Annotated in this window: 10 protein-coding genes; 6 read left to right on the top strand and 4 right to left on the bottom strand. The window is 65.6% G+C overall.

Features of this window, described 5'->3' with window-relative positions:
* Positions 1-143: 143 nt before the first annotated feature.
* From ligA to A7D17_RS11555, 6 genes are all read left to right on the top strand, one after another.
* Entirely contained in the window at positions 144-2645 is a 2502-nt protein-coding gene (gene ligA / locus A7D17_RS11580) for an NAD-dependent DNA ligase LigA (protein ID WP_064509216.1), read from the top strand.
* Positions 2642-3604 carry an EF-P lysine aminoacylase EpmA gene (gene epmA, locus A7D17_RS11575; RefSeq protein WP_064509215.1) on the top strand — a complete coding sequence of 321 codons (963 nt, stop codon included), beginning with the start codon at positions 2642-2644 and terminating at the stop codon, positions 3602-3604. The genes ligA and epmA overlap by 4 nt, the downstream gene beginning before the upstream one ends.
* Positions 3605-3878: 274 nt before the next feature.
* Positions 3879-4562, top strand: coding sequence for a DUF3011 domain-containing protein (locus A7D17_RS11570; protein WP_064509214.1), 684 nt, complete (start codon positions 3879-3881; stop codon positions 4560-4562).
* Between the two features lie 511 nt (positions 4563-5073).
* A complete protein-coding gene (gene mtnA / locus A7D17_RS11565; RefSeq protein ID WP_064509213.1) occupies positions 5074-6138 on the top strand; it encodes an S-methyl-5-thioribose-1-phosphate isomerase in 1065 nt (354 codons plus the stop codon).
* A 209-nt stretch (positions 6139-6347) separates the two neighbouring features.
* Positions 6348-9056, top strand: a complete 2709-nt coding sequence (gyrA, locus tag A7D17_RS11560; RefSeq protein WP_064509212.1) for a DNA gyrase subunit A — start codon at positions 6348-6350, stop codon at positions 9054-9056.
* A 225-nt stretch (positions 9057-9281) separates the two neighbouring features.
* The gene (locus A7D17_RS11555; RefSeq protein WP_064509211.1) at positions 9282-11732 is read left to right on the top strand and encodes a membrane-bound PQQ-dependent dehydrogenase, glucose/quinate/shikimate family; all 2451 of its coding nucleotides are present in this window, start codon (positions 9282-9284) and stop codon (positions 11730-11732) included.
* Between the two features lie 165 nt (positions 11733-11897).
* Here the strand turns inward: A7D17_RS11555 and A7D17_RS23655 are convergent, their stop codons facing one another.
* The 4 genes from A7D17_RS23655 to hutG form a co-directional block, all read right to left on the bottom strand.
* The gene (locus A7D17_RS23655; RefSeq protein ID WP_064509210.1) at positions 11898-12629 is read right to left on the bottom strand and encodes a hypothetical protein; all 732 of its coding nucleotides are present in this window, start codon (positions 12627-12629) and stop codon (positions 11898-11900) included.
* Positions 12630-12759: 130 nt separating this feature from the next.
* Positions 12760-13869, bottom strand: coding sequence for an acyltransferase family protein (locus A7D17_RS11545; RefSeq protein WP_064509209.1), 1110 nt, complete (start codon positions 13867-13869; stop codon positions 12760-12762).
* A gap of 469 nt (positions 13870-14338) precedes the next feature.
* Entirely contained in the window at positions 14339-16006 is a 1668-nt protein-coding gene (gene hutU / locus A7D17_RS11540; protein ID WP_064509273.1) for a urocanate hydratase, read from the bottom strand.
* 16 nt (positions 16007-16022) lie between these two features.
* On the bottom strand, positions 16023-16880 hold the full coding sequence (hutG, locus tag A7D17_RS11535; RefSeq protein WP_064509208.1) for an N-formylglutamate deformylase: 858 nt from the start codon (positions 16878-16880) through the stop codon (positions 16023-16025).
* Positions 16881-16943: the final 63 nt, after the last annotated feature.

Genomic DNA, 16943 nt, shown 5'->3' with positions numbered 1-16943 from the left:
GCGGCAGGGCGACCAGCCTGCGCTCAGTCATCGCCATCCCGGTGAGTCGGCGCCGAAGACCCTGGGGCAACGTGCGCAGCCGCCGCTTGTGCACCGGCATGGCCCGTTAGAATGAGCGGCCCAGAGTCAGCCCAGCGATCAGTATGACTGTCAGCCCGGATCCCGCGCAGCGCATCGAGGCCTTGCGCCGTCGCATCGAAGACGCGAACTACCGCTATCACGTGCTCGACGAGCCGCAGATGGCCGACGTGGATTACGACCGCCTGATGCGCGAGCTGGAGGCACTGGAAGCCGAGCATCCGGCGCTGGCCAGCGCGGATTCGCCGACCCAACGCGTGGGCTACCTGGCCGCATCGCGCTTTGCCGAAGTGCGGCACGCCCTGCCGATGTTGTCGCTGGGCAATGCCTTCAGCGATGAGGAAGTGAGCGAGTTCGTCCGCCGCATCAGCGAGCGGCTGGAGCTCAAACAGCCGGTGTTTTGCGCCGAACCCAAGCTCGATGGCCTGGCGATCAGCCTGCGCTATGAAGACGGCGACTTCGTGCAGGGTGCCACCCGCGGCGACGGTGCGACCGGCGAGGATGTCAGCGCCAATCTGCGCACGGTCAAGGCGATTCCGCTGCGCCTGCGCGGGCAGGGCTGGCCGAAGGTGCTGGAGGTGCGCGGCGAGGTCTACATGCCGCGCGCGGCGTTTGAAACCTACAACGCGCAGATGCGCGCACAGGGCGGCAAGGTGCTGGCCAATCCACGCAATGGTGCGGCCGGTTCGCTGCGTCAGCTGGATGCGCGCATCACCGCGCAGCGCCCGTTGAGCTTCTTCGCCTACGGCGTGGGTGAGGTGCGTGACGGAACGCTGCCGCAGACGCATTCGTCCATCCTGGCGCAGCTGCGCGAATGGGGCTTTCCGGTCAGCCAGCTGGTCGAAGTGGTGCAGGGCAGCGCGGGATTGCTGGCGTATTACCAGCGCATCGGTGCCGCGCGCGACGGGCTGGCCTTCGACATCGACGGGGTGGTCTACAAGCTCGACGATCTGGCCGGCCAGCGCGAGATGGGCTTTGTCTCGCGTGCGCCGCGCTGGGCGATTGCGCATAAGTTCCCCGCGCAGGAGCAGTCCACCACGGTGGAGGCGATCGAGATCCAGATCGGCCGTACCGGTGCGGCCACGCCGGTGGCGCGGCTGAAGCCGGTGCATGTGGCGGGGGTGATCGTTACGAACGCGACCTTGCACAATGCCGACCAGATCGCGCGGCTGGATGTGCGCGTGGGCGACACGGTGATCGTGCGGCGTGCCGGCGATGTGATTCCGGAAGTGGCCGGCGTGGTGGCCGACCAGCGCCCCGCTGGCACGCAGGAATGGCGCATGCCTACCCAATGTCCGGTGTGCGGCTCGGAGATCGTGCGCGAGGAGGGCCAGGCCGTGTGGCGCTGTTCCGGCGAGTTGACCTGCCCGGCGCAGCGCAAGGAAGCGTTCCGGCATTTCGTGTCGCGGCGTGCGATGGATGTCGACGGCCTGGGCGAGAAATTCATCGAAGTGCTGGTCGATAGCGGACTGGTGCAAGGTGTGGCCGATCTGTATCTGCTCACCGTCGATCAACTGCTGCAGTTGCGCCTGATCAGCACCGCCGACAGTCCGCACGCGTTCCTGCGCGAGGCGCGCGAGCACCTGGCCAGCGGCGCGTATGCGCAGCTGGAAGCCACCGTCGCAAGCATCGGTGTGGATCTGGCCGGCGAGCGCGATGCTCCGCCGACCTGGCAGGCCGACCTGCTGCGCGCCGGGTTGCCAAGCTTCGACTGGAACCGCCGCAAGATCGCCACCAAGTGGGCCGAGAACCTGATCGAGGCGATCGAAAAATCGCGCGATACCACGCTGGAGCGTTTCCTGTTCGCACTCGGCATCGAGCATGTGGGCGAAAGCACCGCCAAGGCCTTGTCGGCCTGGTTCGGCGATCTGGAGCTGATCCGTCATCTGCCGTGGCCGCTGTTCAAACGCGTGCCGGATATCGGCGGCGAAGTGGCACGCTCGCTCGGGCATTTCCTGGATCAGCCCGGCAACCAGCAGGCCATCGACGACCTGCTGCAACGGGGCGTGCGCATCGGCGATGCGCATTCGCCATCGCCCAGGCTGCGCGATGCGCTGAGCTTTGCCAGCGTGCTGGAAGACATGGACATCCCCAAGGTCACGCCGGTGCGTGCGCAGCAGCTGGCCGCCACAGTGTCCTCGTTCGATGCGCTGCGTACTGCCGGCTCCGATGCCCTGCAACAGGCCGGCGTGCCGGCGCCGGTGGTCGCCGCGCTGCTGCAATGGCTGGATCGCCCGGAGAACGCCGCCCTGGCCAGCGCCGCGCAGCAGGCGACGGAGACCGTGCTGGCGCGTCTGCCGGACGCTGCCGCGGTGCAGGCCGGTCCGCTGGATGGCCAGACCGTGGTGATCACCGGCACGTTGGCGGCATTGACCCGCGATGCGGCCAAGCAGCGGCTGGAAGCCCTGGGTGCCAAGGTCGCCGGCAGCGTGTCGAAGAAGACTGCGTTCCTGGTGGCGGGCGAGGAGGCCGGCTCCAAGCTCGACAAGGCGCAGTCGCTGGGCGTGGAGATCTGGGACGAGGCACGTCTGCTGGCCTTCCTGGGCGAGCACGGGCAGCAGCCGTGACCACTGCGTCGCTGGACCTGGCCGCGTTGCAGTTGAGAGCGCGGCTCAATGCCACGATCCGCGACTTCTTCGCCGAGCGCGGCGTCATCGAAGTGGAAACGCCGGTGCTGTCACAGGCCGGCAACACCGAGCCGAATATCGAAAGCTTCAGCACCCGCTTCAGCGGGCACGTGGATGCCGGTGCACCGGTGCGCTGGTTGCGCACCTCGCCGGAGTACCCGCTCAAGCGCCTGCTCGCCGCCGGCCTGGGCGATTGTTACGAGCTGGGCCGCGTGTTTCGCAATGGCGAAGCCGGCGGCCGGCACAATCCGGAATTCAGCATGCTTGAGTGGTATCGGGTGGGCTGGGAGCACCGGGCGCTGGCACAGGAGACCATCGCGCTGGTGCAGCGTGCGCTGGCCCTGGTCGACCGCGAAGCCACCGTGCAGGTGTTGAGCTACCGCGAGCTGTTCGTTCAGCGGCTGGGCGTCGATCCGTTGCTGGACTCGATCCAGGCGCTGCGTGCGCCGTTGCAGGCGATCGCCATCGATCCGCAGGGGCTCACGCGCGACGATTGGCTGGACCTGCTGATGACCCACTGTCTGCAGCCCGGCTTTGCCGCCGATACGCTGACCGTGGTGCACGACTGGCCGGCCAGCCAATGCGCGCTGGCGCGGATCCGCCACGACGATCCGCCGGTGGCCGAGCGCTTCGAGCTGTATCTGGGTGCCTACGAGGTGGCCAACGGCTACCACGAGTTGAACGATGCGCACGAACAGCGTGCGCGTTTCCAGCGCGACAACGCGGTGCGGGCCGCGCGTGGACTGCCACAGCTGCCGCTGGACGAACCGTTGCTGGCGGTATTGCCGCAACTGCCCGATTGCGCCGGCGTGGCGGTAGGCGTGGATCGGTTGTTGATGGCCATGCGCGGCACCACGCGCATTGCCGACGTGCTGGCCTTCGAGTTCGCCCGCGCCTGAGGCGCGCCGGCAGCGCGGCCAGCGCGAACGCTTACGCTGCGCACTGCATCCTGGGCCGCAGGGGCAACTCCGCGCCGGGACCTGCGCGCCCGTAGCTCAACGACTGCCTCGCACCAAATACTGCAGTTGATACTTCGCCGTGCGCAGGCTGGCCACGCCGGGTTGCCACGGCCTTGTCATGCCCACCGTATTGCTATCTTCACATCGATGGTGCTCTCATCTTCACGTCCAACGGGGGCGCGACGTACATCGTTTCGGGGTGAGGATTGTTGGCATGAAGTGGCTGATCAGCTTATGCGGTCTGTGGTGCTTGCCGCTGCTGATGCTCGCCGACGCACGCGCTGCGGATCGCGGCTCCGGCGTGGTGCGCTGCGAGTCCAAGGACATGGCGCGCGTGCATTGCCCAATGGCAGTGGCCAGCGGTGTGCAGCTGGTGCGCCAGCTGTCCGAGACCAGCTGCATCCGTGGCAGCGAATGGGATGTCGACCGCGAGGGCGTGTGGGTGGAGCAGGGCTGCCGTGCCGAATTCGCCAGCAGCGCGCCCACGGCCACCGTGATGCGCCGGGTGGTGCGCTGCGATTCCAATGGCGGCAAGGTGGTGTGTCCAGTGGTACTGCGTGGCGCGCCGGTGCGGCTGCTGCGCCAGCGCTCGATGTGGCCGTGCAAGGAAGGCCGCACCTGGGGAACGCGCCGTAACGAGATTTGGGTATCGCGCGGCTGCGACGGCGAATTCGAGGTTGGTGCCGAAGATGGCTCCGGCTTCGTGGCCATGCCGCGCATGGTCACCTGCGAGTCGAAGAAGAGCGCGCGGCGCACCTGCGGGGTGTCGGTGGAACGTGCCGTGCGACTGGGCCGGCAGATGTCCAAAACCCCGTGCGTGGAAGGCCAGACCTGGGGCTGGAGCCGCGATGGGGTGTGGGTCAACGACGGTTGCCGCGCCGAGTTCATCGTCGACTGAGCGACTGACAGGGCTGCTGCGCTAGCAGGCGCCGGTCTATTGCTGGACGGAGGATTCAGGTCTTCGCCGCGCGGCGGTTGCTCTGCGGTTCTGGCTGCAGGGCCCTTGCCCACCATCGCAGGACACGCCGTGAATCCATCCCTGGAGGTTCTGGCGCGGCATCCATGCTGCTCAAGGTCTCGCGACGGTGAGCGGGCAAGGACCAGTCGCGACGGTCGGCGTGCGTGGTGTTCAACAAGCAATCGACAAGCCGCGACGCGCTCCTCGCTCTTCAACAAAACCACCAGCCAACCGTCTGGTGCGGTGCCCTCGCCGATTGTGTGACCGTGTGGCGGCATGGATACCGCCACCGAGCCTGTATGGACGTACTTGCGACGTGTCCCGCGAGCGGCGAGGGCACCGCACCCTCGATCAACCAGGCTCTTGCACGTGACGCTTTGCTGCACCAGGACGACGGGCTAAGCAATGCCGGTCCACTGACTGGGCTGCCCGCGCGCCTTACAATAGGGGCATGAACGACAGCGCCCATATCGATTACGCCCGCTACGACCACATTCGCCCCCTGTTGTGGACCGGCGATGCCCTGGAATTGCTCGACCAACGCAAGCTGCCTTTCGTGGTGGAGCATGTGCGTTGCGAGAGCAGCGATGCCGTGGCCGAGGCCATCCATTCGCTGGCCGTTCGCGGCGCGCCGGCAATCGGTATCGCAGCCGGGTGGGGCGTGGTGCTGGCGGCGCGCGACATCGAGGCCGACGATGGCAGTGCGGCTCTGCAGAAACTCGAACCGGCGCTGTTGCGGCTCAACGCCGCGCGCCCGACCGCGGTCAACCTGGCCTGGGCATTGATGCGCATGCGCCGGGTATTGGGCGTAGCCGGTGCCGACTGGCGCGCGGTGCTCGCACGCGAAGCGCAGGCCATCGCCGATGAAGACCTGGCCGCCAATCGCCACATGGGCGCGCTCGGTGCCGGGCTGATCGCCCCGGGTAGCGGCGTGTTGACCCACTGCAACACCGGCTCGCTGGCCACCGCCGGTTTCGGCACTGCGCTGGGCGTGATCCGCGCCGGCATGGCGCAGCAACGCATTGCCAAGGTGTTTGCCGGCGAAACCCGCCCCTGGCTGCAGGGCGCGCGCCTGACCGTGTGGGAACTGCAGCAGGACGGCATCGATGCCACCCTGATCGCCGATTCGGCGGCCGCGCACTTGATGAAATCCGGTCTGGTGCAGTGGGTGATCGTCGGTGCGGACCGTATCTGCGCCAACGGCGATACCGCCAACAAGATCGGCACTTACCAACTCGCCATCGCCGCCCGCCACCACGGGGTCAAGTTCATGGTGGTGGCGCCCTCGTCTACGGTGGACATGGCCACCGTGGACGGCGACCAGATCGAGATCGAGCAGCGCGATCCAGGCGAATTGTTCGGCGTGGGCGGGGTGCGTACGGTGGCCGAGGGCATCCATGCCTGGAATCCGGTATTCGACGTCACCCCGGGCAGTCTGATCGATGCCATCGTCACCGAACGCGGGGTAATCGAGCAGCCCGACCAGGGGCGCATGCAGGCCGCGTTCGGCAGCTGAGCCCGGCGCCGGGGCGGGACGCCGCAAACGTCGCGTAAAGTCCCGCAAGTGCTTGTTTCTGGCCGCTAAACCGGCGGCATCCGGCTGTCCCTTCATGGTACAATCCGGCGCTTGAATCGATCGGCGGGAGCGTGGGGTCGGCAGCCTGTCACCAAGGCGCCCCCGACGCGGCTTTCCGGCTCGCCCGCCACCTCACTTACGGAACCCGAATGGCAGAAACCGCCAAGGAAATCATCCAGGTCAACCTGGAAGACGAGATGCGCAAGAGCTATCTCGATTACGCGATGAGCGTGATCGTGGGCCGCGCACTCCCCGATGCCCGTGATGGCCTCAAGCCTGTGCACCGCCGCGTGTTGTTCGCGATGCATGAGCTGGGCGCCCACAGCAACAAGGCCTACTTCAAGTCGGCGCGTATCGTCGGCGACGTCATCGGTAAATACCACCCGCACGGCGACCAGTCGGTGTACGACACGCTGGTGCGCATGGCGCAGCCGTTCTCGCTGCGCTACATGATGGTGGACGGCCAGGGTAACTTCGGTTCGGTCGACGGCGACTCTGCCGCGGCGATGCGTTACACCGAGTCGCGCATGTCGCGGCTGGCGCATGAGCTGATGGCCGATATCGACAAGGAAACCGTCGATTTCCAGCCCAATTACGATGAAAAGGAACTGGAACCGACGGTCATGCCGACGCGGTTCCCGAGCCTGCTGGTCAACGGCTCGGCCGGTATCGCGGTGGGCATGGCCACCAACATCCCGCCGCACAATCTGAGCGAGGCGATCAACGCCTGCATCGCGCTGATCGATACGCCCGAGCTGGACGTCGACGGCCTGATGGAATACATCCCGGGCCCGGATTTCCCCACCGCCGGCATCATCAACGGTACCGCCGGCATTGCCGCCGGTTATCGCACCGGCCGTGGCCGCGTGCGCATCCGGGCCAAGGCCGATGTGGAAGTGGCCGACAACGGCCGCGAGGCGATCGTCGTCACCGAGATCCCGTACCAGGTCAACAAGGCGCGGCTGATCGAAAAGATCGCCGAGCTGGTCAAGGAAAAGAAGCTCGAAGGCATCAGCGAGCTGCGCGATGAGTCCGACAAGGACGGCATGCGCATCTACATCGAAATCAAGCGTGGCGAGTCGGCCGAGGTTGTGCTCAACAACCTGTACCAGCAGACCCAGATGGAGTCGGTGTTCGGCATCAACATGGTGGCGCTGATCGATGGCCGCCCGCAGTTGATGAACCTCAAGCAGATGCTGGAGGCGTTCATCCGCCACCGGCGCGAGGTGGTCACCCGCCGCACCATTTACGAACTGCGCAAGGCGCGTGCGCGTGCGCACGTGCTGGAAGGCCTGACCGTTGCGCTGGCCAACATCGATGAAATGATCGAGTTGATCAAGACCTCGGCCAACCCGCAGGAAGCGCGCGAGCGCATGCTGGCCAAGACCTGGGAACCGGGTCTGGTCGGTGCGTTGCTGGGTGCCGCCGGTGCCGAAGCGTCCAAGCCGGAAGACCTGGCGCCGGGCGTGGGTCTGGCCAATGGGTTCTATCAGCTCAGCGAAGTGCAGGCCTCGCAGATCCTGGAAATGCGTCTGCATCGCCTGACCGGCTTGGAGCAGGAAAAGCTGACCGACGAGTACAGGCAGTTGCTCGAAGTCATCCAGGGCCTGATCCGCATCCTGGAAAATCCGGACGTGCTGCTGCAGGTGATCCGCGACGAGCTGATCAACGTGCGCGAAGAGTACGGCGATGCGCGTCGCACCGAGATCCGTCACAGTGAAGAAGACCTGGACATCCTGGATCTGATCGCGCCGGAAGACGTGGTGGTGACGCTGTCACACGCCGGCTATGCCAAACGTCAGCCGGTGAGCGCGTATCGCGCGCAGCGGCGTGGCGGCCGTGGGCGTTCTGCCGCAGCGACCAAGGAAGAGGATTTCATCGACCAGCTGTGGCTGGTCAACACGCACGACACGCTGCTGACCTTCACCAGCAGCGGCAAGGTGTTCTGGCTGCCGGTGCATCAATTGCCGGAGGCCGGCTCCAATGCGCGCGGCCGCCCGATCATCAACTGGATTCCGCTGGAATCCGGCGAGCGTGTGCAGGCGGTGCTGCCGGTGCGCGAATACGCCGACAACCGCTACGTGTTCTTCGCAACACGCAACGGCACGGTCAAGAAGACTCCGCTGAGCGAGTTCGCCTTCCGTCTGGCGCGCGGCAAGATCGCGATCAATCTCGACGATGGCGATGCGTTGGTCGGCGTTGCGCTGACCGATGGCGATCGCGACGTGTTGTTGTTCGCCTCCAACGGCAAGACCGTGCGCTTTGGCGAGTCCACCGTGCGTTCGATGGGCCGTACCGCCACCGGCGTGCGCGGTATCCGTCTGACCAAGGGCGAGGAGGTGGTCAGCCTGATCGTGGCCGAGCGTGCGGGAGGTGTCGAAGACGAGATTGAAGGCGACGAGGTCGATGACGTGGTGGAAGCCGCCGATGGCGGCGAGTCTGCCGTGATCGAGGTCGCCGACGACGGCAACGTGGCCTACATCCTCACCGCCACCGAGAACGGCTATGGCAAGCGCACGCCGCTGGCCGAGTACCCGCGCAAGGGGCGTGGTACCCAGGGCGTGATCGGTATCCAGACCACCGAGCGCAACGGCAAGCTGGTGCGTGCGGTGCTGCTCGGCGCCACCGACGAAGTGTTGCTGATCTCCGATGGCGGCACCCTGGTGCGCACGCGCGGTTCGGAAATCTCGCGCGTGGGTCGCAATACCCAGGGCGTGACGCTGATCCGGCTGTCCAAGGGCGAGAAGCTGCAGGCGGTGGAACGCCTGGACGCATCGCTGGATGAAGTGGACGACGTGGCAGAAGAAGCGAGTGCAACCGCAGAGTCGGTGGCGCTGCCACCGGCAACCGAAGAATGATCGGGTAGCGCCATCGCTGCAGTTGAACAAAAAACGCCGGCAAAGCCGGCGTTTTTTATTGCAGGCGTTTTTGTTGTGCGCTTGGTTTATTGCAGGCGATGACATGTGCAACGCAGTGTTTAAGCGCAATCCCCTCGAAAAACGCGGTGTTTTCACCGTTGCAGGTCGAAGGTAAGTGGCGGTGCGGCGGCGTTGCGTTGCCGCTGAGTCGAAGAGGAACAACTGATGACGAATGTGGATCGTCCTTCCGGTCGCGGCCATTGGGCGCTTGCGATCCTGGGAGGCGTGATTGCCGTGCTGGGCGCGGTGTTGCTGTCCGGTGGCGTGTGGTTGGCCGCGCTGGGTGGCTCCTGGTATTACGCACCGGCGGGTGCGGCGATGCTGATTTCAGGCGTGTTGCTGTTCCGTGGCCGCAACGCGGGCGCGTGGTGGTTTGCGGCCGTGGTGGCTGGCTCGCTGCTGTGGACCTGGTGGGAGTCCGGCAGCGATTACTGGCGTTGGGTGCCGCGCCTGGGCCTGATCGTTGGCCTGGCGTTGGTGCTTGCGCTGCTGCTGCCCAAGCTGCAACGCCCGGTATCGCGCGCGGTGTCGCGCAGCGTGGCGGGTGTGCTGGCGGCCGTGTTTGTGGTCGCGTTCGCGCTTGCGTTCATGCCGCACGGCGTGACCGAGGCTGATGGCGCGTTGACGCATGCTGCAGGGATGGTCGGTGGCCTGGTCAATCGCAGTGCGCCGGCAGCGTCTGCCGCACACGATGTGCAACCGGCCAACGCGCCCGCCGATGGCGATTGGGCCGCATACGGGCGTAGCCAGGCAGGCCAGCGCTATTCGCCGCTGCAACAGATCAACCGCGACAACGTCGCACAGCTGGAGCAAGCGTGGGTCTTCCACACCGGTGATCTGCCTAGCAAGCGCTGGGGCGCGGAAACCACCCCGTTGAAGGTAGGCGACAGCCTGTACCTGTGTACTGCGCGCAACCAGGTAATCGCGCTGGATGCGTCCAGCGGCAAGCAGCGCTGGCGCTACGACCCCAGGGTCAAGGACGAGGCGATTCCATATACCGCCGCGTGCCGTGGCGTGTCGTATTACGAGGTGCCGGCGGTGGCCGCAACCGCCGCTTCGGCGTTGTGCCGCACGCGCGTGATCGAAGGCACGCTGGATGGGCGCCTGATTGCGCTGGATGCACGTAGCGGTCAACTGTGCCCGGACTTCGGCAGCAATGGCCAGGTCGATATCACCGCGGGTATGGGCGAGACCCCGCCGGGCTACGTGTCGATCAATTCGCCGCCGGCCATCGTGCGCGGCGTGGTGGTCACTGGCCATCAGGTGCTCGATGGTCAGAAGCGCTACGAACCCTCCGGTGTGATCGAAGGTTTCGACGCGATCACCGGCAAACTGCGCTGGGCCTGGGACATGACCCACCCGGACTGGAATGGCGCACCGCCGCCGGGACAGACCTGGACGCGTGGTACGCCCAATATGTGGACCACCGCCGCTGCGGACGAGCAGCTGGGCTATGTGTACCTGCCGATGGGCAACTCCACCGCCGATTACTGGAGCAGCTCGCGTACGCCGCAGGAGAATCGTTACGCCACCTCGCTGGTGGCGCTGGATGTCACTATCGGCAAACCGGTGTGGAATTTCCAGACCACCCATATCGATGCCTGGGATTACGACCTGGGGTCGCAGCCGAGCCTGATCGACTTCCCGAAGGATGGCGTCAACGTGCCGGCGGTCTTGCTGCCGAGCAAGCAGGGTGAGTTGTATGTGCTGGATCGACGCACCGGCAAGCCGCTGGTTGGCGTGGAAGAACGTGCGGTGCCCGCTGGTGGGGTCGAGCCGCAGATGCGCGCAAAGACCCAGCCGTTTTCGCTGTATCACACGCTGCGCAAGCCGGATCTGACCGAGCGCGATATGTGGGGCATGACCCCGATCGACCAATTGGTGTGCCGTATCCAGTTCCGCGCCGCCAGCTACAAGGGCATCTACACGCCGCCAGAAGCGGACCGGCATTCGATCGAATACCCCGGTTACAACGGTGGTTCGGACTGGGGCAGCGTGGCGGTGGACCCGCAGCGCGGCGTGGTCGTGGCCAATTACAACGACATGCCGAACTACAACCTGTTGGTTCCACGCGCCAAGGCCGACAAGCTGGGCTGGGCACCGCGCGACCAGGTGCGCAGCGATGCCGGTGGTGCAGAAGGCGCGGGCGATCCGCAGGCCGGCACGCCGTATGCGATCAACGTCAACGCCGGCTGGCGACTGCCGTTTACCAAGCTGTTGTGCAAGGAACCGCCGTATGGCGGCATCCGCGCCATCGACCTGGCCAGCGGCAAGACGTTGTGGGATCGCCCGTTCGGCAGTGCGCGTGGCAATGGCCCGTTCGGCATCCGCTCCGGCCTGCCGATCGAGATCGGCACGCCCAACAACGGTGGTTCGGTAGTCACTGCGGGCGGGCTGATCTTCATCGCCGCAGCCACCGACGACCTGATTCGTGCCATCGACCTGGCCACCGGCAAGGAGCTCTGGCATGCCAAGCTGCCGGCCGGCGGGCAGGCCAACCCGATGGTGTATTCCTATGGCGGCCGCGAGTACCTGGTGATCATGGCCGGCGGCCACCACTTCATGGAAACCCCGGCAGGCGACGCGTTGATCGCCTATGCCTTACCGCAACATTAGTGCTGGACGCACAAACAAAAACGCGCCGATAACGGCGCGTTTTTGTTGCGCCAGCGAAGCGCGGCTTGAAGGCCCCCCATCCAAGCGCACGCGTTGACTGCACAGTTAGCGGCACACACGCTCTTACGATTCCCGATTCCCGATTCCCGATTCCCGATTCCCGATTCAGCCCGTGCTGGCCGCCGCCACCGCATCGTCCTGCACCGCGTCCTGCACATCCTGCGCCAGCGTCGCCTTGACGATGATCGAGCGGATGGCGTCGGTGGCTTCCGACAGCGGCACATCGCTGCTCAGCCGCTGGAAGGTATCGCGGCTGTTATAGCCGGAGCCGTCCTTCAAATAGTGGTCGTACATCGACAGCAGATCCTGGCAGGCCGTGATCAGTGCAGCGATATTGCCGCGCAGCAGTGCGTGGCCGATCTGGTCGAAGCTGTGCAGGCAGTCCGCCAGCCAATGCAGGTCGTACCGCGCAGTACTGGGCTCCGGCGCGCTGTGGCCACGGCTATAGGCGCTGTAGCGGCGCAGGCTGCGCGCCACGCGCGCGACATGCGCGAACAGCGTGCCGATCTCGTTGGCGATATCCAGCCGCTGCACCATGACTACCGGGATGACCTGGCTGGCGGCCGGGTCTTCGTGCTGGGCGGCGGTCTGCTCCTGCTGTTCCAACGACTGCTTGAGCACGGTGTAGCTGCGCTGCAGCGATTCCAGCTCCAGTGCGCTGGCGGCCGCGCGTGCCTTCAGCTGCGACAGGGCCGCCTGGTAGCGGCCCAGGCTGTCCTGGGTGCTGGCCAACTGCCCGGACTCGGCACGCAGTTGCCGACCGCGCACAAAGGCCAGCGCGGTGGCGATCAGGGCCCAGAGTGCGAATGCAGGCACCAGGTAGATCAGGATGCCCATGGGAGATTCCTCGAAACGTTGCATACCTTGTCGGCCTGGCAGCAACGTTCTTGAGGGCAATCGACGTGAACCGTGGAAGCCGCACGTGGGGACGCGCGTCAGGACGCCATCCCGCACGCATACAGTCGCTTCAGGGCAGTCGAGTGGTGCCTGGCGTCGGTTCCGTTGCCAGCGGGGCGGGACTGATCGCGGCCACCGGCACGACAGGCGCGCTGCGCGGACGCAGCAACAGCCACGTCCCGAGCCGGCGTAGCACGGTATTTCCCGGCAGTTCGATCAGGCGGTACATCGTCCAGGCGGCCACGATGGTGATCGCGATGATCGGCAAGGCCAGGGTTGGCCTTGGCGGCAGGCCATCCATGACCACCAGGGCGGCGTAGATGATCGGAATATTGAGCAGATACATCGAGAAACTGCATTCGCCGCTGAGCATCATCAAGCGGTTGCCGAGCAGACGCTTGCTCAGCCCGGTGTCGAAGGAGAACAGGAACACGAAGATGCCGGCGAAGCCGGCTGTCTCCAGCGTGAGGTAAAGCTCGCGCTTGGAACCGAGATCGACATCGATAATGCCCAGGATGACCGCAAGCAGCAGCCAGATGACGCCAGCCTGTAGTACCGCCAGGGTAGTCATGTTGACGCTGGCGCCAACCCGGGTGCGCACCAGCCCGAACACCACGCCGGCCAGGAAATAATGGATCTTGGAGCCGATAAAGGTGCCGGGCAGCTGTGCCCTGTAGGCGATGAGCATCAGGACGGTGCCGAGCACCGCCACCATCAAGGTGACATTGCTGCTGGTGCGGAAGGCACGCAGCGCAAACCAGATGCCCACGAAGATCACATAGAACTGCACTTCCGGCGGAATGCTCCACAGTGCGGACACATTGCCGGAGAACAGCAGATGGCGTAGCAGGTTGTCGTGGCTGATGGCGTAGACGAACTGCGGATCGACCAGGTTGTAGATCACATAGGATGCCAGCACGACGGTCAGGTAGGCCGGCGCAATGCGCGAGAACCTGGAGATGGCGTAGCGCGCCACCGAAGGGTAATTGGGGTCTTTTTCTCCGTAGAGAAAGGCCATCAGAAACCCGCTCAGGGTAAAGAACACCATAACGCCCATTTCACCGGGAAACAGGTGGGTATCGGTGAAGAATTTTTCTTCCGCCAGATGCGCGTAGACGACAAGCAAAGCAGCAAGACCGCGAATGCCGGTCAACGAATCGATGCGCTGTTCCTGCTGCATGAGTGGGGGCTCTCAGTGTGATCCATACGAAAAACCCCGCGCCTGCTGAGGGCGCGATGTTGTTTGCGTGCGTTGCCAAATCAGCAGGGCCAGGCGCTCCCCCCGGTTGCCTGACTCGTCGCAAGCTTACTCGATCGGCAGAATCCGCGTCATCGCCGTGCGCGCCGATAATGCGAGCCGTGATCAGGATCACTCTGCGTCCAGCTCGCCCGCATACCTGCAGTCAACGAATGCATAGCGAGCTGATGTGTGCGGCACGATGCAGCGCAGTGAAGCGCTGCATCGGCGTCACTGCATCAGCGAAGTAAATCCGCGCCTGTGTGCGGCGATTCAGTGGCGACCATGCGCACGATGCAATCGTTTAAAACGGCGGCTGCCGTCGAATGCGACGAGGACGCTCGGACGCTGCAGTGTGTAGCAGCGCCCGCAGCCGTTATCCGCTCCCGCCGCATCAGCGAAAGTAAGAACGTCAGGACAGGATGGCAGGTAAGTCCAGGCCCTGCTCGCGAGCGCAATCGGTTGCAATGGCATAACCGGCATCGGCGTGTCGCATCACGCCGGTCGCGGGGTCGTTCCATAGCACGCGTTCGATGCGTCGGTCGGCGGCCTCGCTGCCGTCGCAGACGATGACCATGCCGGCATGCTGCGAGAAGCCCATGCCGACGCCTCCGCCGTGATGCAGCGACACCCAGGTTGCGCCCGACGCGGTATTGAGCAGGGCATTGAGCAACGGCCAGTCAGACACCGCGTCGGAGCCGTCGGCCATGGCTTCGGTTTCGCGATTGGGCGAGGCCACGCTGCCGGAATCCAGATGGTCGCGGCCGATCACCACCGGCGCCTTCAGCTCGCCGCTGCGGACCATGGCGTTAAAGGCCAGACCCAGCCGGTGGCGATCGCCCAGGCCGACCCAGCAGATCCGCGCCGGCAGGCCCTGGAAGGCGATTTTCTCGGCGGCCATGTCCAGCCAGCGGTGCAGATGCGCATCGTCGGGAATCAATTCCTTGACCTTGGCATCGGTCCTGGCGATGTCTTCCGGATCTCCGCTCAGCGCCACCCAGCGGAACGGGCCGATGCCGCGGCAGAACAGCGGGCGGATGTAGGCGGGCACGAAGCCGGGGAAGTCGAACGCGTCGGACACGCCTTGCTCCAATGCCATCTGGCGCAGGTTGTTGCCGTAATCCACGGTGGGCACGCCGAGTGCGTGGAAGGTGAGCATCGCGCGGATATGGTTGGCCATTGTTTCGCGTGCGGCGGCTTCCACTTCCTTGGGCACGCTGACGCGCTTGTCGTCCCATTCGTCCACGCTCCAGCCCTGCGGCAGGTAGCCGTTGACCGGATCGTGTGCGGAGGTCTGGTCGGTCAGCAGGTCCGGTTTGATCCCGCGCAGCAGCAGTTCGTCCAGCACGTCGGCGACATTGCCGAGCAGGCCGACCGAGAGTGGCTTCTTCGCCGTGCATGACTCCTCGATCAGGCGCAGCGCCTCGTCCAGCGAATCGGTCCAGGTATCCAGATAGCCGGTGCGCAGGCGCATGTCGATGCTGGAACGGCGGCATTCCACCGCCAGGCAGGACGCGCCGGCCATCACCGCAGCCAGCGGCTGCGCCCCACCCATGCCGCCAAGCCCGCCGGTGAACAGCCACTTGCCGGCCAGGCTGCCGCCGTAATGCTGGCGGCCCATCTCCACGAAGGTTTCGTAGGTGCCTTGCACGATGCCTTGCGCACCGATGTAGATCCAGCTGCCGGCCGTCATCTGGCCGTACATCGCCAGGCCCTTTTTATCCAGTTCGTTGAAGTGGTCCCAGTTGGCCCAGCGCGGCACCAGGTTGGAATTGGCAATCAGTACGCGCGGGGCGTCGGCATGGGTGCGGAACACGCCGACCGGCTTGCCCGATTGCACCAGCAAGGTCTGGTCGTCGTCCAGGCGGGTAAGTGCGGCGACGATCGCATCGAAGGAGTCCCAATCGCGCGCGGCGCGGCCGATGCCACCGTAGACCACCAGTTCCTGCGGGCGCTCGGCCACGTCCGGGTCCAGGTTGTTCATCAGCATGCGCAACGGCGCTTCGGTCAGCCAGCTCTTGGCGGTGAGCGTGCTGCCGGTGGCGGCGCGGATGACGCGGGTTGCATCGTGACGGGTCATGCCGGGTTCCTTGCAATCAACGGTGGGCCGCGGGCGGCGCGGCATTGGGTGAGGGCACATTGGCAAACTGCAGGCAGGCCAGCAGTACATGCCGCAGCACTGCGCGCAATGCGGCCGCGTGCACCGGCTGCCACGGCGTGGGCCAGTTGTCCGGGGTGATGGTGTCCGGCTCGCGCATGTAGCCACGGCAGGCCAGCTCCATCTGCAGCGTGTGCACGCCGTGCTCGGGTTGCGCGTAGTGGCGGGTGATCCAGCCGCCCTTGAAGCGCCCGTTGCGCACCGTGCTGGAGCCGCTGCTGCGGCAGAGCTGTTCTACGGCGTCGACCAGCACCGGGTCGCAGCTGCGGTCATCGTTACTGCCGATGTTGAACTGCGGCAGCTCGCCGTCGAACAGATGCGGGATCACCGAGCGGATCGAGTGCGCGTCGTATACCACGATCCTGGAATGCAGCTGGCGCAAGCGCGCAATTTCTTCGGCAAGCGCCGCGTGATACGGGTCGAACCAACGCGCGCGGCGCTGATCGATCTGCGCCTGGTCCGGCGCCAGGCCGTCGGCATACAGCGGCTGGTCGTCGAAGGTGGTCAGCGGGCACAGGCCGGTGGTGTTCTGGCCGGGGTACAGCGATGCGCCGCTGGGGTCGCGATTGACGTCGATGACCGAGCGCGAGATCGCGGTGCGCACCGTCGTGGCACCCAGCGACTGGGCGAAGTCGTACAGGTAATGCACCCACCAATCCGCATCGCGCCGCGCCAGCCACGGCGACACGAAACGGTCGGCCACGTGATCGGGCAGCTCGGTGCCGGTGTGCGGGAAGCTGATCAGCAGGGGCGCCTGCCCTTGATGAATTTCCAGCCAGTCGGGCAGGGTGCTCATGGCTGGACTCCGGTTGCCTGCGTAGCGGCGCGCGATGCGTGCCGGTGATGTGCGGGGGGGTGG

The organism is Xanthomonas floridensis (assembly GCF_001642575.1).
Lineage (GTDB): Bacteria > Pseudomonadota > Gammaproteobacteria > Xanthomonadales > Xanthomonadaceae > Xanthomonas > Xanthomonas floridensis.
This window is presented reverse-complemented; position numbering and strand designations above follow the sequence as displayed.